Genomic DNA, 21,190 nt, shown 5'->3' with positions numbered 1-21,190 from the left:
CGGAACGGGAGGAGCAACGGATGAACGGGTTTTCCGGCAAGGTCGCCGCGATCACGGGCGCCGGTTCGGGCATGGGCCGCAGCCTCGCGGTCGAGCTTGCGCGGCGGGGCTGCGAGGTCGCGCTCGCCGACGTCAACGAAACCGGGCTCGCCGGCACGGCGGCCGCCTGCGCCCAGCATGGCGTGCGCGTGAGCACGCGGCGGCTCGACGTCGCCGACCGCGATGCGGTGTTCGCGTGGGCCGATTTCGTGCGCGCCGGGCATGGCAAGGTCAACCTGATCTTCAACAACGCGGGCGTGTCGCTGGCCGCCAGCGCCGAGACCGCGGACATCGCCGATCTCGAATGGATCGTCGGCATCAACTTCTGGGGCGTCGTGCACGGCACGCAGGCATTCCTGCCGCACTTGCGCGCGTCGGGCGACGGACACGTCGTCAATACGTCGAGCCTGTTCGGGCTCGTCGCGATGCCGACGCAAAGCGCTTACAACGCGACCAAGTTCGCGGTGCGCGGCTTTACCGAGGCACTGCGGATGGAGCTCGAACTCGACGGCGCGCCGGTCAGCGCGACCTGCGTGCATCCGGGCGGCGTGGCGACGAACATCGTCGACGCGGGCCGCGTCGATACCAGCATCCATGCACTCACGGGCCAGGACGAAGCGACCCATCGCCGCCAGGCGAATCGGCTGATCAACGCGACGACGGCCGACGAGGCCGCGCGGCAGATCCTCGCGGGTGTCGAGCGCAATGCGCGCCGCGTGCTCGTCGGCGCCGACGCACGCCGGCTCGACAGGATCGCGCGCCTGCTCGGCGCCGGTTACCAGTGGCTGATGCTGCGCCACGTGCGCCGCGCCCGGGCCCGCAACCTCCGCCCGAAGGAAGTCCCGGCCGCGCTCCCGACCACGCCCACCAAGGACCCCGCATGACCTCGACGACGACCGACCGGCGCGACGCGCCGCCCGCCCCCGGCGACAGCCGCGACCTCGACGTGCTGATCGTCGGTGCCGGGCTGTCCGGCATCGGCGCGGCGTATCACCTGAAGCAGCGCTGCCCGTATGCAAGCGTGGCCATCGTCGAGGCGCGCGACGCGATCGGCGGCACCTGGGACCTGTTCCGCTATCCGGGCGTCCGTTCGGATTCCGACATGTTCACGCTCGGCTACAGCTTCCGCCCGTGGCACAGCGACAAGGCGATCTCCGACGGCCAGACGATCCTCGACTACATCCGCGACACCGCGCGCACCTACGGCATCGACAAGACGATCCGTTACGGCCAGAAAGTCGTCGCGGCCGACTGGGATTCGAACCGCGCGCGCTGGACGGTACGCATCGAGCGCACGCAGGGCGGCACGACCGACACGCTCGTCTACACCTGCCGCTTCCTGTTCATGTGCAGCGGCTACTACGACTACGACGCCGGCTACCTGCCCGACTGGGCCGGAATGGACACGTTCGAAGGCAAGCTCGTGCATCCGCAGCACTGGCCGAAAGACCTGTCGTACGCGAACCGGCGCGTCGTCGTGATCGGCAGCGGCGCGACGGCCGTCACGCTCGTGCCGTCGATGGCGGCCGACGCGCAGCACGTGACGATGCTGCAACGCTCGCCGACCTACATCGTGTCGCTGCCCGCGCGCGACAGGATCGCGAACGCGTTGCGCCGCGTGCTGCCGTCCCGGCTCGCGCACCGGCTCGTGCGCGTGAAGAACGTGCTGCTGACGATTTACCTGTACAACGTGTCGCGCCGCAAGCCCGACCAGACGAAGAAGTTCATCATCCGCGCGGCCAGCAAGCAGCTCGGCCCCGACTTCGACGTCGCAAAGCACCTGACGCCGCGCTACATGCCGTGGGACCAGCGCGTGTGCCTCGTGCCGAACGGCGACCTGTTCAAGTCGATCCGCGCGGGCCGCGCGTCGATCGTCACCGACGAGATCGAGCGCTTCACGCCGACCGGCCTCAAGCTGAAGAGCGGCCAGCAGCTCGACGCGGACGTGATCGTCACCGCGACCGGGCTGAAGGTGAAGATGCTCGGCGGCGCGCGCGTCACGGTCGACGGCCGCGCGGTCGACCTGCCGGAGACCGTGTCGTACAAGGGAATGATGTACAGCGACGTGCCGAACCTCGCGTCGTCGTTCGGCTACACGAACGCGTCGTGGACGCTGAAGGCCGAGCTGATCGCGCGCTACGTGTGCCGGCTGCTCAATCACATGCGCGCGAACGACTACGACACGTGCGTGCCGCGGCTCGGCGCCGGCGAGCTCGGCGACGTGCCGGCCGTCAACCTGAGCTCGGGCTACATCCAGCGCGCGGCCGGCATCCTGCCGAAGCAGGGCCATCGCAAGCCGTGGAAATTCCACCAGAACTACGTGCGCGATCTCGCGTCGCTGAAGTTCAGCGCGCTCGCCGATTCGGCGATGCATTTCGAACGCCGCGCGAAAGCCGGCACGGCCGCCGCGGCGCCGGTTGCCGAACCCGCACTCGAACCCCGTTGAGGCCGACATGACCCCTACGCTCCATCTGATCCAGAACGTCCTGCTCGGCGTCGTCGCGGCGCTCGCCGCGCTCGCGCTGTTTACCGGTTACGTGGCCCGTCGCGTGACGCGCGCGTTTCCGCCCGAAGGCCGCTTCGTCGACGTCGGCGGCGACCGCATCCACTACGTCGAATACGGTAGCGGCCCGCCGATCGTGTTCGTCCACGGGCTCGCCGGGCAACTGCGCAATTTCGCGTACCTGCCGCTCGCGCGGCTCGCGCAGCAGCATCGCGTGATCCTCATCGACCGCCCGGGCGCCGGCCGCTCGCTGCGCGGCGCGGCTTCGCAGGCGAACGTGTTCGCGCAGGCCCGCACGGTCGCCGCGTTCATCGACGCGCTGCGGCTCGACAAGCCCGTGCTGGTCGGCCACTCGCTCGGCGGCGCGATCGCGCTTGCCGTCGGCCTCAACCATGCGGACCGCGTGAGCCGGCTCGCGCTGATCGCGCCGCTGTCGCACCAGCAGACCGAGCCGCCGGCGCCGTTCAAGCCGCTGATGCTGCCCTCGCCGCTCGTGCGCCGCTTCGTGTCGTGGACCTTCGCGATCCCGCTGACGATCCTGACCGGCCGCAAGGCCGTGCGCCAGGTGTTCGCGCCGGAAGACGTGCCGCGCGACTTCCCGGTCAAGGGCGGCGGCCTGCTCGGGATGCGCCCGCACGTGTTCTACGCGACGGCGACCGACCTGCTGTCGGCGCCCGTCGACCTGCCCGCGATGGAACGCCGCTACGCGGAACTCGCGCTGCCGGTCGACGTGCTGTACGGCCGCGCCGATCCGATCCTGAACTGGCGCGAGCACGGCGACGCGCTCGCGAAGAAATCGGCGCGCGTGCGGCTGAAGGTCGTCGAGGGCGGGCACATGCTGCCGGTCACGATTCCGGAGGCCACCGCCGACTGGCTGCTCGAAGTCGCCGCCGCGCCGGCCGAGGCGCCGCCGCAGGCAGCGCGCGTCGCGCACTGAGCCGGAAACCGGCGAAACCGGCGAAACCAGCGAAACCGGGCCTGATTCCGCGCCTGCCGTGCAGCCGAAGCGGCGGCGGAATCAGGCTGCGTCGTCGGGCACCGCCAGCCCGAGATCCGCGATCACCTCCCGCGCGCTGCGGAATGCCTCGACCGCGGCCGGCGCGCCCGCGTACAGCGCGCTGTGCAGCAACACCTCGCGGATCTCGACGAGGCTCGCGCCGTTGTTGAGCGCGCCGCGAATGTGCCCCTTCAGTTCCGTGCTGCGGCCGAGCGCCGCCAGCATCGCGCACGTGCACAGGCTGCGCGTCTTCAGGTCGATCCCGTCCCGCTGCCACGTGCTGCCCCACGCATGCTCGTTCAGCCAGTCCTGCAGCGGGCGCGAAAAACCGTCGAGGTCGCGCATCGCGCGCTCGACGAACGCCTCGCCCATCACGTCGATTCGTCGCGCCTTGCCGTTTTCCCTGTCCTGTTCGCTCATGTCCGGGTCCTGTATGGAGTCGTGGCCGCGTCGGCATCGTCGGCAGCCGGGGATTTCGCGCCATGTTCATCGGGCCGGCGCGTTTCGTCAAAGATGCGGCCCTCGGTTCGAAGCCATTCGCGCAACGCGATATCGAACGCTACGTAACATCGCGCCGCGCGTTACGGCGGCTTACGGGAACATCGCAACCGCCGCGCCCGCGCACCGAGCATGCCCGTCGCGCGAAAGCGCCGTTACTCCGTTTAAATCGCGCCGATATTCCCGATACCTGCAATAAAGCGCGACACCGTTTCGCGAATTCTGTCGTGGCGCGGAATTTGCAGAGAAGGCTTGGACACACTTCCAATGTCGAGGCCAACATGCACACACTCTTCAAGAAGACGACGGTAACGATGGCCGTCTCGTCGCTGCTCGCACTATATGGTTGCGGCTCGGTCGATGGACCGACGACCCCGCCGACGATCAAGCCGAGCACGTCAGGGACGGGCGGCAGCTCGGGGACTTCGGGTACGTCGGGCGGTGGGACGTCGGGGACTTCGGGAGGCGGGACTTCGGGTACGTCGGGCACTTCCGGTACCTCAGGCACTTCCGGTACGTCGGGTACTTCCGGCACCTCGGGCACCTCCGGTACATCGGGTACTTCCGGTACGTCGGGTACCTCCGGCACGTCGGGCACCTCCGGTACGTCGGGTACCTCCGGCACGTCGGGCACCTCCGGTACGTCGGGTACCTCCGGTACGTCGGGTACCTCCGGCACGTCGGGTACTTCCGGCACCTCGGGTACTTCCGGCACGTCGGGCACCTCCGGTACGTCGGGTACTTCCGGTACGTCGGGCACCTCCGGTACGTCAGGCACTTCCGGTACGTCGGGTACTTCCGGCACCTCGGGTACTTCCGGTACGTCGGGCACCTCGGGCACCTCCGGCACGTCGGGCACTTCCGGTACGTCGGGCACTTCCGGTACGTCGGGCACTTCCGGTACGTCGGGCACTTCCGGTACGTCGGGCACTTCCGGTACATCGGGCACTTCCGGTACGTCGGGCACTTCCGGTACGTCGGGCACTTCCGGTACCTCGGGCACCTCCGGTACCTCGGGCACTTCCGGCACCTCGGGCACTTCCGGCACCTCGGGCACCTCGGGTACTTCCGGCACCTCGGGCACTTCCGGTACCTCGGGTACCTCGGGTACCTCGGGTACTTCCGGCACCTCGGGTACTTCCGGCACCTCGGGCACCTCGGGCACCTCCGGTACGTCGGGCACTTCCGGCACCTCGGGTACTTCCGGCACCTCGGGTACTTCCGGCACCTCGGGTACTTCCGGTACCTCGGGTACTTCCGGTACGTCAGGCACCTCCGGCACCGGCGTCACCCCGCTCGGCAATGTCCTCCAGAAATCCGGCAACCTCGTGACGGCAGTCGGTACGACGGTCGCGAACGGCGGCGGCGTGATCGGCGGCGTACAAATCCCCGGCACGAACCCGACGACGGCCAACAGCGTCGGCAACGCGGTCACGAGCCTCGGCAATGGCGTGCAGGCGCTCGGCAACGGCGTCGCGGCCGGCCTCGGCTCGATCGGCGTGTCGGCGAACCCGCTCGGACCGACGCTGACGTCGACCACCGGCCTGCTGACCGGCGCCGGCGGCGCGGTCAACAACCTCGGCAACGCGGTGAAGAGCCTCGGCTCCGGCCCGCTGTCGCCGCTGTCGCCGGTCACGACGCTCGTCGGCGATCTCGTCAACACCGTGGGTGGCGCCGTCAACTCGACCGCGTCGGGCCTCAACACGGCGCTGAACAGCTCGCCGGTCCAGCAGCTCGAGACGCAGGTCGGCAAGGTGATCAACCCGATCACGAACACGCTGACCGGCGGTGTCACGACGCCGGGCGCCACGCAGACGCTCGGCGGCGTCACGCTGCTCGGCACGCCGCTCAACGGCCTGCTGAGCGCGCTCGGCAACGGCCTCGCCCTCGCCGGCACGAAGGTCGGCGGCGCAACCGGCAACCCGGTCGGCACCGGCCTCGGCGGCGTCGTGGCACAGCTCGGCAACACGGTGACGTCCACCGGCGGCCTCGTCCACGACAACAACGCGGGCAGCTCCAGCAGCGGCACGGGCGGCAGCAACCCGCTCGCCCCGATCACGGGCCTGCTCGGCACGCTGACGGGCGGCCTGGGCGGCGGCAGCTCGAGCGGTTCGGGCGGCACGAGCAGCGGCGGCCCGCTCGGACCGGTCACGGGCCTGCTCGGCTCGCTGACGGGCGCGCTCGGCGGCCTCGGTTCGAGCGGCACCAGCGGCACCGGCGGAACGAGTGGCACCAGCGGCACCGGCGGCGCGGGTGTCGGCGGCCTGCTGGCGCCGGTCACCAACCTCGTCAATTCGCTGACGCCGCTCGGCGCCAGCCTCACGGGCACGGTCACGACGCCGGGCGGCAACGTGACGGGCACGCTCGGCGGCCTGCTGTCGAGCGGCCCGGTCGGCACGGTGACGGGTGCACTGACGACGCCGGCAGGCGCCGCCGGCGCCATCGGCACCGCGAGCCCGGGCGGCGCGGCCGGCACGGCCACGACGCCGGCTGGCGGCGGCTCCGTGGCGGCCGGCCTGACCGGCAGCTCGAACGGCGGTGCCGCGGGCGGCGCCGGCAACCTGCTGTCGCCGGTGACGAACCTCCTCGGCGGTCTGCTGGGCGGCGGCACCAAGAAGTAACGCTTTACCTATCAGAACCACAGGCCAATGGCCGGGCGCGCATCCATACAAAGCCCGGCCGATGGCCGGCGTCACCCGCCAAGCGGGGGCGCCGGCCTTCACCCGTACGAGGATCCGATCATGAACTCCACGCTTGACGGCATCGCCGCGGTCCAGGACCGCCCACCCCGTTCCGCCACGCCCCTGCGCGCCGGCCTGCTCGGCATCGCCGCCGGACTGTTCGCGCTGTGGATCACGCGCGGCCAGCCGACTTTCGATGCAGCCACGCGCGCGGTCATCGCCAGCCTCGCGATCATCGGCACGATCGCGCTGCACGAAATCTTCATCTCGCGCGTCTACCTGCGCCCGAGCGCGGGCCTGTCTCGGCAGGCCGTGCGCCCGCTCGGCATCGCGCGCGTCGCGACGCGGCTCGGCGCGTTGGCGTCGATCTACGCGGGCATCGGCGCGATCTACTGGCTGCTGCCCGAATACCACGGCGCGTTCTACCGGCCGTTCTGGTCGCTGCTGCGCTCGCTCGCGCCGTACGTGATCGTCGCCGCGCCGTTCTACTTCGCGTGGATGGATCGCCACCAGCGCGAGACCGACGACGCGTACCTGCTGTGGGGCCGCTTCCTGTTCCGCCGCGAGCAGCCCGCGAGCTGGAAGCCGGTGCGCGAGATGCTGGCCGGCTGGGGCGTGAAGGCGTTCTTCCTGCCGCTGATGACCGTCTACCTGTCGAAGGACGCCGATCACCTGACCGCGTCGCTCGCGAACGCGATGCACGCGCCGGCGACGATCGCGACCTTCATGTTCATGTACGACCTGTCGTTCACGATGGACCTGATGTTCGGCACCGTCGGTTACCTGTGCACGTTCCGCATCCTCGACAGCCACGTGCGCACCGTCGAGCCGACGACGCTCGGCTGGGTAGCCGCGCTGATGTGCTACCAGCCGTTCTGGTCGCTGTTCTCGAACAACTACATCCGCTACGAAGGCACGTTGTTCTGGGACAACTGGCTGCAGTCGGCCCCGACGCTGCGCGTGATCTGGGGCACGGTGATCATCCTGCTGCTGCTGACCTACGCGCTGTGCACGATCTCGTTCGGGTTGCGTTTCTCGAACCTCACCAACCGCGGGATCATCACGTCGGGCCCGTACCGCTTCACGAAGCATCCGGCGTACATCACGAAGAACCTGTCGTACTGGATGGTGTCGGTGCCGTTCGTCGAGCCGCTCGGCTGGCAGGTCGGGCTGATGCACTGCGCGGGGCTCGTTGCGGTCAACCTGATCTACTACACGCGGGCGAAGACCGAGGAACGGCACCTGATGCGCGACCCCGACTATCGCGCGTATGCCGAATGGATCGCGCAACACGGGTTGTTCGCGCGGATGAAGCAGGCGTTCGGGCAGCGCGCGCCGGCCTGACACGGCGGCGCAAGGCGGGGCTTGCGGCCCCGCCCACGCTTGCGTCGGCGTTCGCACATCGCCGTTTCGCCGGTTCCGGCACAGTGCGCGCGCCCTTGCGACCAGGTACGCGCGCAGCAGTGCTCGCTGCCGCGACTCGATCGCGATCCGCGCAACGCGAAGCCGTGTGCGTACGACGAGGCACTCGGCTTCGCACGCGTCGCGCTTCGTCCGCTGCCCGGCGGTTACATCGCTTCGCTCTACGAGCGCGCGGTGGCCGGTTGACGGCACCGGCCATGCGCACACTACCCGGCAGCGACTGTCCGGCCGGCCCACCCGCCGCTCAGGCTAGGGCGCGCGCCCATGCGTCCAATTGTCGCGAAACGATACGATTCTCCGCGTTTCGTCGCTTTTCTCCACCGATACGATTGCCTGCTCCCGGCGCCTCGCGTATGGTGCTGGCCGTCCGCGCCCGATCGGTCGCCCGGACACCCGACCGTCGTCGCGCACGACGGCCGCGCGGGCCGTGCCCGCCGTCACCGTCTCCGCGGCACCGCCCTTCGGCGCCGCGCATTCATGAGGAGAGAGACGTGATTCACAAGGTCCTGATCCTGTTCGCACTCTGCATCGCGGGCCTCGCCGCGATCGCCGCCGGTTTCCAGCACATCCCCAGCTGATTCGCGGCCCCGGCTCGCTTCGCCGAGCCGGGGGCCGCACCCATTCCTCTCCCCTCTTGCGATGAACCACTTTCTCGGACCGCCCGGGACGGGCGCCTTTTGCCATGCGCATCGACGTACAGCATTCCCAGCACGACATCGACGATGAACTCGACTCGCTCTACGCACGCCTGCACCAGCCGGGCCATCGCCTGCACGGCCTGCCGGCCGTCGCGCTCGGCCGCTCCGGCCTGATCGTCCGCCACCGCGAGGCGGACGGCGAATACTTCCTGTACGTCGAGGATCCGGCCGCGCGCCAGCTCGCCGGCTATACGGTATTCAACCGCCTGCCCGAAATCCCGCGTCGCGCCGACCGCTACCTGCGCGCGCCGCACACGCGGCTGCGCAGCACGTCGCAACGCAAGGGCCTCGCGACGACGCTGTATCGCTGGGGACTCGACGCCGGCCTGTGCCTGATCAGCGGCGCCCGTCAGTCGATCGGCGCGGCGCAGCTGTGGACCGCGCTGGCCCATGACTATCGACACGGCTTCGTCGACATCGAAGGCCGCGCGCTGCGCTATCTGGGCGAAGCCGTTGCCGACGACGTGCACGGCGCGCTGCATACGCGTCGTCTGCTGCTCGGCAACGGGTGGGAAATCGGCGCATTCGCGCGCGCGGCCGGGATGGCCGACGTCGTTGCCGCAGAATGTCGCCACCCGGGATTTCCGCGGGAAAGGCGCGAACCGCACCGCTTGCACGGGGGCGCCAAAGCGCGTCACTCCGCCCGTGCACCGATGCGATAATCCGTCGGGCCGGCGCGCCCCCATCGCGCAAACCACCCAACGACACGCTCCTCGATGGCTACCGAACTCCAACCCGATTCCGAGCGCCGCATCGACATCGTCGCGTTATGCGGCAGCCTGCGCGCGCAGTCGTATAACGCAGCGCTGCTGGATGCGGCGGCACGCGTCGCGCCGCCCGGGACGCGCATCACGCGCTTCGATCGCCTCGGCGAATTTCCGCTGTTCAACCCCGACGCGGAATATCCGTCGCCGGGCGCGGTGCGCGACCTGATCGATCGCCTGAACGCCGCCGACGGCGTGCTGATCGCGAGCCCGGAATACGCGCACGGCGTGACCGGCGTGATGAAGAACGCGCTCGACTGGGTCGTGGGATGCGAAGCGTTCGTGTACAAGCCGGTCGCGGTGCTGAACGCATCGCCGCGCGCGACGCATGCGGACGCGGCGCTGCGGGAAACGCTGTCGGTGATGTCGGCGAACATCGTCGAGCGCGCGTCGATCACGCTCCCGATACTCGGCAGCCAGCTCGACGCGGCAGGCATCGCCGCGCATCCGCCGTTCGCGGCGGCGCTGGTCGAGGCGCTGCACGCGTTCGGCGCTGAGATTGCCGAAGGCACGTCAACGCGCTGACGTTGCGTAACCTGGATTCCATCGCAGTCCGGATTAATCGGACGCCGTGCCCATCGACAGGCGCAACGTCCGGCCCGGATCATCGTCCGCGATAGATCGGTCTGTCGGCCGTCATCGAACCCGATTCGCTCGCGGCCGGTGCCGCCATGCCGTATCCACTGGTATCGGCCGTCGACGTGCCGGTCGAACCGATCTTCTTCAGCGCTTCCGCCAATCGTGCCGGATAGTACGGGTCTTCGCCGTTCTGCCGGTAGCCGGCTGCACGCAGGGCGGCCAGTTCGGCCTTCACCTCCGCGCGCGTCACGGTGGACTGCGGCGCGGCCCACGCGGAAATGGAAACGGAAACGGAAGCGGTCGCGGCAACCGTCGCGAGAACATACAGGGCAAGCTTGTTCATCTGATCTCTCCTGAGCATCGACGACGTTGTCGACGGAGAGTGAGTCGCGCCGCGTGCGCAAAGATGACACTCGCCGAAGAAAAAATCCGGCATCGCGTCGCGGTGCAGGTGCCACGCGGCATGCCGGCAGGAGCGGCATGTAACGGCGTGTTGAACGAAAACCCGAACGTCTGTCAGATTCCGCCGGCTCGCGCGACTACCGGCATGTGGCCCGGCGCCACCCTCTGTTTTCGTTCAAAGGGTCCGACATGAAAACCAGAATCTGGATACTGATCGCGTCGCATCTCGCGACGGGGCTCGCGGCGTTTGCCGCGGGCATCTACGTGCTGCCGATCCTCACGGCGACGGAAGGCGCAAGCGCCGTCGAGCTGCAAGTGGCCGCGGAAAACGCGCGCCATACCGGCCGCTTCGAACGCAACCTTCCGGGAAGCGACGCGCTGCACTGGGCGGACGGCAAGCTGACCGTCACCGATTCGTCGATCGCGTTCGAGGGCGACATCGCACCGGGCCCCGACTACAAGCTCTATCTCGTGCCGGCCTTCGTCGATACGCGAGCGTCGTTCCTCGCGATCAAGGCGCGCGCCGTACGCGTGGGCGACCTGAAGACATTCGGCAATTTCGTCGTGGCGCTTCCCGACGACGTGAATCCCGCGCAATACACGTCGGTCGTGATCTGGTGCGAACGCTTCTCGAAATTCATCAGCGCGGCCCGCTATCAAAGCGCGCCGGCGTCGGGCCTGACGTCGATGTGACCGTCCCCCGGCGGCGGCGATGCGTGCCCGCGCGCTACCGGCTCTTGCCGCGCGCGCCCTTCTTCACCGTCTTCGCGCGCGGGGCTTCCTTCTCGGGCTGCGCGCCGCCGCCGGCGAGATCCTCGAGCCATGCGAGCGCATCGACGTACGACAGGAACTGCTGCAGATATTCCGGCGACAGCTCGCGCATCGTCGCGAGCGACCGGTGCACGAGACTGTTCGAATTGAGCGGCCCCGCGTTGCGCGGCACCTGGTCGAGCGACTGGCGGTACTGCTGTTCGGTGCGGACCTTCGACCACATCGTGCGGAAGTAGTCGACCAGCTCGGGATCGAGCCCGCGCCGGTCGGCCTGCGCATCGCGGCCGAGCCGTTCGACGAGCGCCGCCAGCGAAGGGCCGCGTCCGGCCGCACCATCGTCGGCTTGCGCGATGCCGCTCGCGGCGGCCTTCGCTTCGTCGGCCCGCGCGACGACCGCCGCGAAGCCTTCGATCAGCGCGGCGAGCCGCGCGTCGAGCAGCCCGCGCGCGTTGCCTTCGAGCGCGGCCGCACGCCGCTCGAGCGCGTCGATCCGGAGAAAACGCACCGGGTCGAGCCGGTCAGCGCCCTGCTCGCGCCACGCGTCGAGTGTCGCGCGAACGTGCGTCGCGTCGTCGGTCACTTCGCGTTCCCTCCGTTCGATGCCGACTTGCGCGGCACCGGCGCGATCTCCACGCGACGGTTCTTCGCACGGCCTTCATCGTCCGCATTCGAGCTGACCGGCTGTTCCGAGCCGAACGCGGCCGCGAACACCGACGACGCCGGCACGCCGGCGTCGATCATCGCGCGCGTGACCGTCAACGCTCGCTTGGCCGACAGTTCCCAGTTGTCCGCGAACTGGCGGTTGCCGGCATGCACCTGCTGGTCGTCGGCGAAGCCGCTGATCATCAGGATCTCGTCGCGCGTCTTCAGGTAGGCGGCGAGCGGTGCGGCCAGCGTCTTCAGCAGGTCGCGGCCGGCGGGCTGCAACTGGTCGGAGTTCAGCGCGAACAGCACGTTGCCGCTGATGCCGATGCGCCCGTTCACGAGCGTCACGCGGCCGGCCGCGAGCGGCCCGGCGAGCGCCTGCTCGAGCGACTTGCGCTGCTGCGCTTCCTGCTGGCGCGCACGCACGGCTTCCTCGAGCTTCGACGTGAGCTGCAACTGCATGCCGATCACGCCGACGAGGATCAGCACGAACGCGCCGAGCAGCACCGACATCAGGTCGGCGAACGCGGGCCACACCGGCGCGGAGGACGCGCCGCCGTCGATTTCGTCGTGCATGCGTTACGCTCCGACGGACGCCCGCCGGCCGGCGAGCTGCTGCAGGTCTTCGACGATCTGCTTCTGCGACATCATGCTCAGGTCGATCACCTCGCGCGCCTGCGCGACGTAGTACTCGAGCTGCTCGTCGCTGCGCGCGAGTGACTTCTCGAGCGCGGCCTCGATGCGTTGCAGATGGGTCAGCAGCTTGTCGTTCGACTCGCCGAACACCTGCACGGCCATCCCGAACGCATCGCCGAGGCTCGCGACCTCGACCGCGCCCGCCGTCACTTGCGCGGCCACCGAGTCGAGCTTGCGCGTTTCGGCGTCGACGGTGTCGTTGAAGCGCGCCCCGACGCGGTCGAGCAGGTCGGCCGACGTGCTGACGAGCGCGTCGATCGCGGTGCGCTGTTCGGTCGACGCGTGATTGACCGCGCCGAGCAGCGTTTCGAGCGTCGCGAGCAGGCGGCTGCGTTCCTCGAGCATCGCGGTGTCGTGCACCAGGCTGTCGGACAGGCGCTGGCGCAGCTCGGCGACGACGTCGGCCGCGGCCTTCGGCGCCTCCGACGCAGCCTGCACGAGGCGCGCGATCTCGTTGATCGTGTCGCTCGCATGCACCTGCGCCTGCGCGGTGATGTCGTTCGCGGTGCGGGCCAGCGTGTCGCAGATGTCCTGCTGGCGCGTCGCGGCCTGCGCGCTCGTGTGCGCCCATTCGTCGCGCAGCGCGGCCGCCATCGCGGCGAGCGAGTCGTTCCACGCGGCGAGGCGTGCTTCGTCGCGTGCGGCCAGTTGCGTCTGCAGGCCCGTGTGCGAATCGCGGATCGTCGACAGCAGGTCGTTCGAGCGCTGTTCGAAGGTCAAAGCCTGTGCGGTCAGGTCGCGCGTCGTTTGCGCGAGTGCATCACAGATTTCCTGCTGACGGCCCGCGCTATGCACGCCTGCGCGTTGCCATTCGTCACCGAGCTTCGCGGCCATCGCGGCCAGCGATTCGTTCCATGCGGTGAGGCGTTCCTCGTCGCGCGCGGCCAGTTGCGCCTGCAAGCCCGTGTGCGAATCGCGAATCGTCGACAGCAGGTCATTCGAGCGCTGTTCGAACATCGAAGCCTGCGCGGTCAGGTCGCGCGTCGTCTGCGCCAGTGCGTCGCAGATTTCCTGCTGACGGCCTGCGCTGTGCACGCCCGCGCGTTGCCATTCGTCGCCGAGCTTCGCGGCCATCGCGGCCAGCGAATCGTTCCACGCGGCGAGACGTTCTTCGTCGCGTGCGGCCAGTTGCGTCTGCAAACCCGTGTGCGACTCGCGAATCGTCGACAGCAGGTCGTTCGAGCGCTGTTCGAAAGCCGAAGCCTGCGCGGTCAGGTCGCGCGTCGTCTGCGCGAGTGCGTCGCAGATTTCCTGCTGACGGCCTGCGCTATGCACGCCTGCACGCTGCCATTCGTCACCCAGCTTCGCGGCCATCGCGGCCAGCGATTCGTTCCACGCGGTGAGGCGTTGTTCGTCGCGCGCCGCCAGTTGCGTCTGCAGGCCCGTGTGCGAATCGCGGATCGTCGACAGCAGATCGTTCGAGCGCTGTTCGAAAGCCGAAGCCTGCGCGGTCAGGTCGCGCGTCGTTTGCGCCAGCGCGTCGCAGATTTCCTGCTGACGGCCCGCGCTGTGCTCACCTGCGCGTTGCCATTCGTCGCCCAGCTTCGCGGCCATCGCGGCCAGCGATTCGTTCCACGCGGTGAGGCGCTGTTCGTCGCGCGCGGCCAGCTCGGTCTGCAGCCCCGCGTGCGACTCGCGCATCGCGGCAAGCGTCGCGCCCGAATGGCGTTCGAACGTCGCGGCGGCCTCGCCCAGCGCGCGCGCATGCTGGCCGGCCAGCGTCTCGCCGACCTGCTCCTGGCGCGCCAGCGCATCGCGCCAGGCATCCGACAGGCGGCTTTCGGTCGATTCGAGGCGCGTCGCGACGCCGTCGAGCAGGTCCGTCGAACGCTGCGCGAAGGTCTCGGTGAACTGGCCGAGCGTCGTCTGCAACTGCTGCGCGACGGCGTCGCCCGCACGGCGCTGTTCGTCGAGCGCGCGGCTCCAGACGGCCGTCACGTTGCCGGTGGTCTTCTCGAAACCGTCCGTCAGCCCGTCAAGCTGACGCTGCACGGCGCCCGTCACGGTGTCACGCAGCGCGGCCATCTCCTGCGCGAGCCCCGTCATCGTCGCGGCGACGACCGGCTGCAGCGCGGCACCGGCCACGCGCGCGCTTTCGGCGGCGCTTTCCTTCAGCGCGTCCCCGACATTCGACGCGAGGCCCGCATACGCGCGCTCGGTCCGATCGAAGAACGCTTGCTGGCTCTCGATCTGGCGATCGTGCAGCGCGACGCTGCGCGCCTCGAGCGACGTCATCATCGTCTGCAGGCGGTCGACCAGCGCCGGCATCACGTCGGCCTGGCGCTGCAGCAGCCGGAACGATTCGTCGCGCTGATGCGCGGACGAGTGCACGCGCAACGTCGTCGCGATCTTCGCGTCGAGCTGCTGGGCCGCATCGATCCGCTCGCGGCGCACGAGCGCGGACAGCAGGCCGAGCATCGCGGAGGTCGCGACGCCGGCAATCGACGTGCCGAATGCGAAGCCGAGGCCCTTCACCGGCGCGATCAGCGACGCGCGGATCGCGTCGAGATCGGTCGCGCTTTCGAGCGCGGCGCCCGTGCCCTTCAGCGTGACGACCATCCCGAGCAGCGTGCCGAGCATGCCGAGCAGCACGAGCAGGCCGACGAGGTAAGGCGTGAGCGACGGGCCCGGCAGCGCGACGCGCGCGCCTTCGACCCGCGCGCGCACGGCGCCGCGCAGGCCCGGGTGCAGCGTATCGAGCCACGTGTCGAGCTTCGCGGGCGGCTCGGCCAGGCCGGCGACCGCGTGCGACAGCGTGGCGGTGGCCTGCCGGTAGCGCAGCAGTTCCCATGCGCCGGCGACATAGCACGCGGCGATCAGCAGCGTGACGGCCGACGCCAGCGGGTTCGACGCGACATAGCCGACGCCGATCCAGCCCACAGCGAGCAGACCGGCGACGAAGACAACGAGATCAAGGCGAATTCTGGACATAGCGTGTTGATTAGCAGGTGCGAAGGGCCGCGAGCAGCCCGTCTACCGTTTGAAACCGGACTTCGAGTTCGGCAAGCAGGATGCTTTGCATCTCGTCGCGAAACGTATCGAGCCATGCGCCGGGCACGATCGCCGCGACGGCCGGGCTGTTGACGATCGTCGCGCCGTCATCGGCGGGATCGGCCGTGGCCGCGGATTCCGCTGCGGCTGCCGCCGCGGCTTCGGCATCGGCCAGCGCCTGCCGCTCCGCGTCGCGCAGCCGCCCGAAGCGCGTACCGAGCAGCGCGGGCACGGCCGACAGCAGGCTGCGCTCGCGCGCGCCGAGCACGCGCTCCATGATCGCGTCGAGCGTCGCGAGCCGCGCCATCCCCGACGAACACGCGGCGAGCGCGACCCGCAGGCGGCCGCGCAACTGGCCGATCGCCGTTTCCATGTCCTGCTGCAGGGACAGGTAACGCTGGCGGAAGTCCGCGAAATCGGCCGTGTCGGCGGCCGGCGGCGGCGGATCGCCGGGCCGGCGCCGCGCACGCGGCCGGTTGGTGGCCGTGATCGCCTGCGCGAGCTCGTGGCGCACGCGTGCGCAGTCGCGCTCGGCGTCGTAGCCGCGCACGCCGGCCGCGACGCCGGGCGGGCTCGCATTCAGCGCGGACGACAGCGTGATCGCGTCGGTCCAGCCGAGCCACTGGCTCAGCCGGTCGGACAGCGTCTGCCGGGATTCCGCGACGTCGGCATCGGCCAGGCGCGCGAGCAGCCGGACGAGCGCCGGGCCGCTCAGCGCCGGGCGCGGAGGTGCTTGCACCATGCTGCAAACCGTCAAAAAAGGCAGCAGTTTACACGTCGCCGGGAGGTCGACCGCCAGAATCGGGGAAGCGCCGCCGCCCGGTGGCGCGTGCGGCACTCGCGAACGCCCGCCACACAAGGCTTGGCGGGCGGCCGGGGGTTGCTGCGGCGACGGTTCTGCCGCCCTTGCCCGCCGCCGCGTCGCCCGCCGGTTGCGCATTCGGGCCGCCGAGACCCGCCGCGTTGCGCTACCATCTCAGCACCCGTCGGGCCACGCGTGCCGGCCGCGGGCTGCGCCCCCGAGACCGGGTGCCACCGACCCACAACGACAACAAACGGGCCCGGCCCGACCGCACACGATGCTTGCCAACCTCGTCACGCGCCTGCGCGACCGTTTCGGCAAACCGCCGACCCCGCAGGCCTTCGCCGAACGCCTGATCGCCACGCTGCGCGCATCGGGCGACACGCGCACCTGGCGCCACGAGGACGAGAAAGGCTGTCTCGTCCAGTCGGATGCTCCGTCGAACATCATCAACCTGCACAACCTGTTCCGCGACTACGCGGCCGCGAAGCCGTCCGAGCGCGACACCGTGCTGAAACGGCAGGCGAGCGCGATGATGCAGCACGAGATCCCCGAGGATTTCTCCGCCGCACGTGCGAAGCTGCGGCCCGTGATCCGCAGCGCGACCGAGCGCGGCGTGACCGCGCTGCAACTGGCCGGGCAGCCCGGCGTACCGGAACTGGCATTCCGGCCGCTGTGCGAGAACATCGAGATCGGCATCGCGTACGACGGCGAGTTCAACATCGCGCGCCTGCCGACCTCGACGCTCGACGAATGGGGCATCTCGTTCGACGACGCATGCGAGATCGCGATCGACAACCTGCGGGCCGAATCGTCGGCGCCGTGGGCCGCGCTGCCGAACGGGGTGTTCCTGTCGCAATTCAACGATTCCTACGACGCGGCGCGGCTGCTGCTGACCGACCTGCTCCACCGGCAGCCGATCGCCGGCGCGCCGGTCGTGATGGCACCGAACCGCGCGGTGCTGCTGCTCACCGGCGACCGCAATCCGGCCGGGCTCGCCGCCATGGTCGACCTCGCCGAACAGGCGCAGGCGCAGCCGCGCCCGCTGCCGCCACTGATGCTGCGCTGGGACGGCACCGCGTGGCGGCGTTTCGTGCCGGAAGGGCTCGAAACGAAGCTGGCCGCGCTGCGCATCGGCGAGCTCGCGGGCGACTACCAGGATCAGCGGATGCTCCTCGACGACGTGCATGAACGCGACGGCACCGACGTTTTCGTGGCGACCTACTCGGTGTACAAGCGCCAGGACGGCAGCCTGTTCAGCGTCGGCGTATGGAGCGACGGCGTGCACACGCTGCTGCCCGAGACGGATATCGTCGCGCTCCATCGCGAGTCGACCGGACAGTCGGCCTACGTGCCGATGGCCGAGCTGCTGAACACGTGCGGCGACCTGATGACGGCCACCGGGCATCGCCCGGTGCGTTATGAAGTGAAGGGGTTTCCCGACGACACGCGGTTCGCGGCACTGCTGGAGCGGTTCAGCGAAGCCTGATGCCGCCGCGCGGCGCGCGCCGGCGGCCAGCCGCTGGAATGGCCGGCCGCCGTGCGATGCAGATCAGGAATGGAAGCGCTCAGATTCCCGCTTTCGGCGCGTTCAGGATCAGCCGCAGCCCGAGCAGCGTGATCGCACCGGCCGCGACGCGGTCGACCCACTTCTTCGCGCGCAGGTAGAGCTCGCGCGGCCGGCGCGTGGAGAAGCACAGCGCGACGATCGTGTACCAGCCGAACTCGACGCCGAACACGAGCGGCGGCAGCGCCAGATAGCACCACAGCGGCGGATGCTGCGGGAGCAGCGCCGCGAAGATGCTGCCGTACCAGATCGCCGTCTTCGGGTTGCTGAGCTGGGTCGTGAGGCCCGTCCAGAACGACTTGCGCGCGCTGCCGCCGCCCATCGCCCGCGGATCGTCCATCGCGATCGGCCGGTCGGCGCCGCGCCAGATCTTCGACGCCATATAGATCAGGTACGCGCCGCCCGCCACCTTGAGGCCCACGTACAGCCATTCGACGGCCTGCAGCAGCGTATAGAGCCCGGCCAGCGCGACGCCGCCGAACACGATGCCGCCGATGCCCATGCCGAGCGCGGTGGCCAGCCCGTCGCGGCGCGACAGCCCGATCGCATTGCGGGCAACCAGCACGAAGCTCGGGCCCGGAATCATCGCGCCGAGAAACAGCGCAGCCAGGATGGCGAGAACGGCAGCCGATGCGGTCATCGAAGTCTCCTTGGTAAGCGACGCCGAAGCGCCGGCGCCTGCGTGTCGTGTTCGACGGTCGAGCCGCCGATTCTGGCACGCTTTGCACATGGCCGAAAGCCGCGTGGCGCTGCTATGCTGGCCCTCTTTCCCGCCAGTCGCGCCTTTCGCGCCGCCCGCCATGATCGAGATCCGCGCCGCCCGTCGCGCTCCATCCGGTGCCGGGCACCGCGTTTCCCGGGCGGGATTGGTCGCCCCGCGCGATCGGCCACCCTCTCTCTTTTCGACCGGACACCCCGTCATGCGTGTTTTCCACCTGCCCATCGTGCTCGCCTCGCTGCTCGCCGTGCTTTCGCTCGACGCCCGCGCGGCCGACCTGCCGAAGTCGATCGCCGCGCAGCTGCCGGCCGGCTACCAGCCGCTGCTCGCGCAAGCCGGGCCGGATCTCGACAACGGACGGCACAGCTTCCTCGTCGTCGTGCACCGGGCGGTCGATACGCGCGAGCAGCCGTCGCCGCGCCCGCTGCTGATCTTCGAGGAGCAGGCCGACCACGCATTCCGGCTCGCCGCGCGCAACGACCAGGTCGTGCTGCGCGCGAACGAAGGCGGCCAGTGCGATCCGTTCGATCCCGACGATGCCGCCGACAACGGCTTCGCGGTGAAGGGCCGCTATTTCACCGTGCAGAACTTCGTCGCGTGCGGACAGCACTGGACCGACTACGTGACGTTCCGCTACGACCCGCACACGCATGGCTGGGTGTTTTCGAACCGGATCGTCACCGAATCGTTTCCGCTCGACGACCAGCCCGATCACGTGACCGTCACGCGCGCCGACGCGCACCGGCCGGTGTCGTTCGGTCAGTGGCAGCGCAAGGACTGACGCGGCCGGCGCAACGCGTCGCGACCGCTTGCATCGCACACCGGCCGGCGCGGGCACGGCCGGGCCCGGGCACACGTCGCCGCCTCCGCCCCGCCGGCGCTCGCGAGCGCACGCCAACAGGACTACCATAGGCGCTCGCCGTCGCGCGACCGTGCGCCGGCCTCGCACGCGGCTCGCCCGCACGCGTTCCCTCGCTGCCCCCGCACAGGAGGACGTCATGACGCAACACTTCGACGCGATCGTCATCGGCACCGGGCAAGCCGGGCCGCCACTCGCCGCGCGGCTGTCCGCCGCCGGAATGAAGGTCGCGATCATCGAGCGCGGCCGCTTCGGCGGCACCTGCGTGAACACCGGCTGCATCCCGACCAAGACGCTGATCGCGAGCGCGTACGCCGCGCACCTCGCGCGGCGGGCCGGCGAATACGGCGTGTCGGTCGGCGGCCCCGTCACCGTCGACATGAAAGCCGTGAAGGCACGCAAGGACCAGATCTCCGGCCGCTCGAACCACGGCGTCGAGCAATGGGTGCGCGGGCTCGCGAACACCACCGTGTTTCAGGGTCACGCCCGCTTCGAGCGCGCCGATGCGGTGCGCGTGGGCGACGCGCTGCTCGAGGCGGAACGCATCTTCATCAACGTAGGCGGGCGCGCGCAGGTGCCCGCGATGCCCGGCCTCGACACGGTGCCGTACCTGACCAACTCGACGATGATGGACGTCGACTTCCTGCCCGCGCACCTCGTGATCGTCGGCGGAAGCTACGTCGGGCTCGAATTCGGCCAGATGTATCGCCGCTTCGGGTCGCGGGTCACGATCGTCGAGAAGGGCCCCCGCCTGATCCGCCGCGAGGACGAGGACGTGTCGCAGGCCGTGCGCGAGATCCTCGAAGGCGAAGGGATCGACGTGCAGCTCGATGCGACCTGCCTGAGCGCGCGGCGCGACGGCGACGGCATCGCGGTCGGCCTCGACTGCGCGGGCGGCGGCCGCGAGGTCGCGGGCTCGCACCTGCTGCTCGCGGTCGGACGCGTGCCGAATACCGACGATCTCGGGCTCGACCGGGCGGGTGTCGCGACCGATGCGCGCGGTTATATCGAGGTCGACGAGCAGTTGCGCACGAACGTCCCCGGCATCTGGGCGCTCGGCGACTGCAACGGGCGCGGCGCGTTCACGCATACCGCATACAACGACTACGAGATCGTCGCGGCCAACCTGCTCGATAACGATCCGCGCAAGGTGTCCGACCGCATCACGGCGTACGCGATGTATGTCGATCCGCCGCTCGGCCGCGTCGGCATGACGCTCGCGGAAGCGAAGCAGACCGGCCGCCGGCTGCTCGTCGGCACGCGCCCGATGACCCGCGTCGGCCGCGCGGTGGAAAAAGGCGAAAGCCTCGGGTTCATGAAGGTGATCGTCGACGCGGACAGCCATGCGATCCTCGGCGCGACGATCCTCGGCGTGACGGGCGATGAAGTCGTGCACGGGATGCTCGACGTGATGGCCGCGGGCGCGCCGTACACGACGATCAGCCGCGCGATGCACATCCATCCGACCGTGTCGGAGCTCGTGCCGACGCTGCTCCAGGACCTGCATCCGGTCGAATGACGCGCGACCCGGCGAGCGGCCGCGCACGCTGAAGCCGCT

Annotated in this window: 19 protein-coding genes; 12 read left to right on the top strand and 7 right to left on the bottom strand. The window is 69.8% G+C overall.

Features of this window, described 5'->3' with window-relative positions; genetic code table 11:
- Positions 1-20 precede the first annotated feature (20 nt).
- Genes DPV79_RS11235 through DPV79_RS11225 form a run of 3 tightly spaced genes read left to right on the top strand, consistent with a single transcriptional unit; the run spans position 21 to position 3,479 of the window.
- The gene (locus tag DPV79_RS11235; RefSeq protein WP_021163138.1) at positions 21-923 is read left to right on the top strand and encodes an SDR family NAD(P)-dependent oxidoreductase; all 903 of its coding nucleotides are present in this window, start codon (positions 21-23) and stop codon (positions 921-923) included.
- Positions 920-2,485, top strand: coding sequence for a flavin-containing monooxygenase (locus tag DPV79_RS11230; RefSeq protein WP_059484752.1), 1,566 nt, complete (start codon positions 920-922; stop codon positions 2,483-2,485). Before DPV79_RS11235 ends, DPV79_RS11230 begins: the two co-directional genes overlap by 4 nt.
- A gap of 7 nt (positions 2,486-2,492) precedes the next feature.
- Positions 2,493-3,479: an alpha/beta fold hydrolase gene (locus tag DPV79_RS11225; RefSeq protein ID WP_113045450.1), complete on the top strand. Its 987-nt coding sequence runs from the start codon at positions 2,493-2,495 to the stop codon at positions 3,477-3,479.
- A gap of 81 nt (positions 3,480-3,560) precedes the next feature.
- Here the strand turns inward: DPV79_RS11225 and DPV79_RS11220 are convergent, their stop codons facing one another.
- Positions 3,561-3,959 (bottom strand): carboxymuconolactone decarboxylase family protein, encoded by a 399-nt coding sequence (locus tag DPV79_RS11220; RefSeq protein ID WP_059589544.1) that lies wholly within the window; start codon positions 3,957-3,959, stop codon positions 3,561-3,563.
- A 359-nt stretch (positions 3,960-4,318) separates the two neighbouring features.
- On the opposite strand from DPV79_RS11220, the gene DPV79_RS11215 reads away from it, so the two are divergent.
- The 5 genes from DPV79_RS11215 (at position 4,319) to DPV79_RS11195 (ending at position 10,127) form a co-directional block, all read left to right on the top strand.
- On the top strand, positions 4,319-6,658 hold the full coding sequence (locus tag DPV79_RS11215) for a collagen-like triple helix repeat-containing protein (protein WP_113045449.1): 2,340 nt from the start codon (positions 4,319-4,321) through the stop codon (positions 6,656-6,658).
- A 120-nt stretch (positions 6,659-6,778) separates the two neighbouring features.
- The gene (locus DPV79_RS11210) at positions 6,779-8,062 is read left to right on the top strand and encodes an isoprenylcysteine carboxylmethyltransferase family protein (RefSeq protein WP_021163891.1); all 1,284 of its coding nucleotides are present in this window, start codon (positions 6,779-6,781) and stop codon (positions 8,060-8,062) included.
- A 39-nt stretch (positions 8,063-8,101) separates the two neighbouring features.
- Positions 8,102-8,326 carry a hypothetical protein gene (locus tag DPV79_RS42585; RefSeq protein ID WP_059709803.1) on the top strand — a complete coding sequence of 75 codons (225 nt, stop codon included), beginning with the start codon at positions 8,102-8,104 and terminating at the stop codon, positions 8,324-8,326.
- Between the two features lie 496 nt (positions 8,327-8,822).
- Positions 8,823-9,500 (top strand): histone acetyltransferase, encoded by a 678-nt coding sequence (locus DPV79_RS11200; RefSeq protein WP_113045448.1) that lies wholly within the window; start codon positions 8,823-8,825, stop codon positions 9,498-9,500.
- A gap of 54 nt (positions 9,501-9,554) precedes the next feature.
- A complete protein-coding gene (locus DPV79_RS11195; protein ID WP_113045447.1) occupies positions 9,555-10,127 on the top strand; it encodes an NADPH-dependent FMN reductase in 573 nt (190 codons plus the stop codon).
- A 79-nt stretch (positions 10,128-10,206) separates the two neighbouring features.
- On the opposite strand, the gene DPV79_RS11190 is transcribed toward DPV79_RS11195, so the two are convergent.
- Positions 10,207-10,524, bottom strand: coding sequence for a DUF4148 domain-containing protein (locus tag DPV79_RS11190; protein ID WP_048020252.1), 318 nt, complete (start codon positions 10,522-10,524; stop codon positions 10,207-10,209).
- A gap of 248 nt (positions 10,525-10,772) precedes the next feature.
- On the opposite strand from DPV79_RS11190, the gene DPV79_RS11185 reads away from it, so the two are divergent.
- Positions 10,773-11,276, top strand: coding sequence for a DM13 domain-containing protein (locus DPV79_RS11185; protein ID WP_027790874.1), 504 nt, complete (start codon positions 10,773-10,775; stop codon positions 11,274-11,276).
- A gap of 34 nt (positions 11,277-11,310) precedes the next feature.
- Here DPV79_RS11185 and DPV79_RS11180 read toward each other — a convergent pair whose 3' ends face one another.
- The 4 genes from DPV79_RS11180 to DPV79_RS11165 are packed head-to-tail and all read right to left on the bottom strand — an operon-like array spanning position 11,311 to position 16,428.
- Complete coding sequence (locus DPV79_RS11180) at positions 11,311-11,934, bottom strand: DUF2894 domain-containing protein (protein WP_048020256.1); 624 nt, start codon at positions 11,932-11,934, stop codon at positions 11,311-11,313.
- Positions 11,931-12,575, bottom strand: a complete 645-nt coding sequence (locus DPV79_RS11175; RefSeq protein WP_021163899.1) for an OmpA family protein — start codon at positions 12,573-12,575, stop codon at positions 11,931-11,933. The genes DPV79_RS11180 and DPV79_RS11175 overlap by 4 nt, the downstream gene beginning before the upstream one ends.
- A 3-nt stretch (positions 12,576-12,578) precedes the next feature.
- Positions 12,579-15,626: a DUF802 domain-containing protein gene (locus DPV79_RS11170; protein WP_113045446.1), complete on the bottom strand. Its 3,048-nt coding sequence runs from the start codon at positions 15,624-15,626 to the stop codon at positions 12,579-12,581.
- A gap of 10 nt (positions 15,627-15,636) precedes the next feature.
- Positions 15,637-16,428: a DUF3348 domain-containing protein gene (locus tag DPV79_RS11165; protein WP_113045445.1), complete on the bottom strand. Its 792-nt coding sequence runs from the start codon at positions 16,426-16,428 to the stop codon at positions 15,637-15,639.
- Positions 16,429-16,765: 337 nt separating this feature from the next.
- Between DPV79_RS11165 and DPV79_RS11160 the strand changes: the two genes are divergently transcribed.
- Entirely contained in the window at positions 16,766-17,977 is a 1,212-nt protein-coding gene (locus DPV79_RS11160) for a DUF1444 domain-containing protein (protein ID WP_060306178.1), read from the top strand.
- Positions 17,978-18,056: 79 nt separating this feature from the next.
- Here the strand turns inward: DPV79_RS11160 and DPV79_RS11155 are convergent, their stop codons facing one another.
- Positions 18,057-18,695, bottom strand: a complete 639-nt coding sequence (locus tag DPV79_RS11155; protein WP_021163579.1) for a LysE family translocator — start codon at positions 18,693-18,695, stop codon at positions 18,057-18,059.
- 280 nt (positions 18,696-18,975) lie between these two features.
- Here DPV79_RS11155 and DPV79_RS11150 point away from each other — a divergent pair, with 280 nt between their 5' ends.
- Both DPV79_RS11150 and DPV79_RS11145 read left to right on the top strand, forming a co-directional pair.
- Positions 18,976-19,554, top strand: coding sequence for a hypothetical protein (locus DPV79_RS11150; RefSeq protein ID WP_059494682.1), 579 nt, complete (start codon positions 18,976-18,978; stop codon positions 19,552-19,554).
- A gap of 217 nt (positions 19,555-19,771) precedes the next feature.
- Positions 19,772-21,151, top strand: a complete 1,380-nt coding sequence (locus tag DPV79_RS11145) for an FAD-containing oxidoreductase (RefSeq protein WP_113045444.1) — start codon at positions 19,772-19,774, stop codon at positions 21,149-21,151.
- Positions 21,152-21,190 lie beyond the last annotated feature (39 nt).

The organism is Burkholderia reimsis, from assembly GCF_003294055.1.
In the GTDB taxonomy this organism is placed as follows: domain Bacteria; phylum Pseudomonadota; class Gammaproteobacteria; order Burkholderiales; family Burkholderiaceae; genus Burkholderia; species Burkholderia cepacia.
The sequence above is the reverse complement of the archived record's forward strand: the minus strand, read 5'-3'. Positions and strand labels throughout refer to the sequence as shown.

What these genes read in the sequence shown, in the direction of transcription:
- DPV79_RS11175 (WP_021163899.1), bottom strand. Translation starts at nt 12,575, where the DNA reads ATGCACGACGAAATCGACGGCGGCGCGTCCTCCGCGCCGGTGTGGCCC.
- DPV79_RS11150 (WP_059494682.1), top strand. Translation starts at nt 18,976, where the DNA reads ATGCGTGTTTTCCACCTGCCCATCGTGCTCGCCTCGCTGCTCGCCGTG.
- DPV79_RS11230 (WP_059484752.1), top strand. Translation starts at nt 920, where the DNA reads ATGACCTCGACGACGACCGACCGGCGCGACGCGCCGCCCGCCCCCGGC.
- DPV79_RS11225 (WP_113045450.1), top strand. Translation starts at nt 2,493, where the DNA reads ATGACCCCTACGCTCCATCTGATCCAGAACGTCCTGCTCGGCGTCGTC.
- DPV79_RS11210 (WP_021163891.1), top strand. Translation starts at nt 6,779, where the DNA reads ATGAACTCCACGCTTGACGGCATCGCCGCGGTCCAGGACCGCCCACCC.
- DPV79_RS11170 (WP_113045446.1), bottom strand. Translation starts at nt 15,626, where the DNA reads ATGTCCAGAATTCGCCTTGATCTCGTTGTCTTCGTCGCCGGTCTGCTC.
- DPV79_RS11220 (WP_059589544.1), bottom strand. Translation starts at nt 3,959, where the DNA reads ATGAGCGAACAGGACAGGGAAAACGGCAAGGCGCGACGAATCGACGTG.
- DPV79_RS11155 (WP_021163579.1), bottom strand. Translation starts at nt 18,695, where the DNA reads ATGACCGCATCGGCTGCCGTTCTCGCCATCCTGGCTGCGCTGTTTCTC.
- DPV79_RS11185 (WP_027790874.1), top strand. Translation starts at nt 10,773, where the DNA reads ATGAAAACCAGAATCTGGATACTGATCGCGTCGCATCTCGCGACGGGG.
- DPV79_RS11215 (WP_113045449.1), top strand. Translation starts at nt 4,319, where the DNA reads ATGCACACACTCTTCAAGAAGACGACGGTAACGATGGCCGTCTCGTCG.
- DPV79_RS11200 (WP_113045448.1), top strand. Translation starts at nt 8,823, where the DNA reads ATGCGCATCGACGTACAGCATTCCCAGCACGACATCGACGATGAACTC.
- DPV79_RS11145 (WP_113045444.1), top strand. Translation starts at nt 19,772, where the DNA reads ATGACGCAACACTTCGACGCGATCGTCATCGGCACCGGGCAAGCCGGG.
- DPV79_RS11160 (WP_060306178.1), top strand. Translation starts at nt 16,766, where the DNA reads ATGCTTGCCAACCTCGTCACGCGCCTGCGCGACCGTTTCGGCAAACCG.
- DPV79_RS11235 (WP_021163138.1), top strand. Translation starts at nt 21, where the DNA reads ATGAACGGGTTTTCCGGCAAGGTCGCCGCGATCACGGGCGCCGGTTCG.
- DPV79_RS11190 (WP_048020252.1), bottom strand. Translation starts at nt 10,524, where the DNA reads ATGAACAAGCTTGCCCTGTATGTTCTCGCGACGGTTGCCGCGACCGCT.
- DPV79_RS11165 (WP_113045445.1), bottom strand. Translation starts at nt 16,428, where the DNA reads ATGGTGCAAGCACCTCCGCGCCCGGCGCTGAGCGGCCCGGCGCTCGTC.
- DPV79_RS11195 (WP_113045447.1), top strand. Translation starts at nt 9,555, where the DNA reads ATGGCTACCGAACTCCAACCCGATTCCGAGCGCCGCATCGACATCGTC.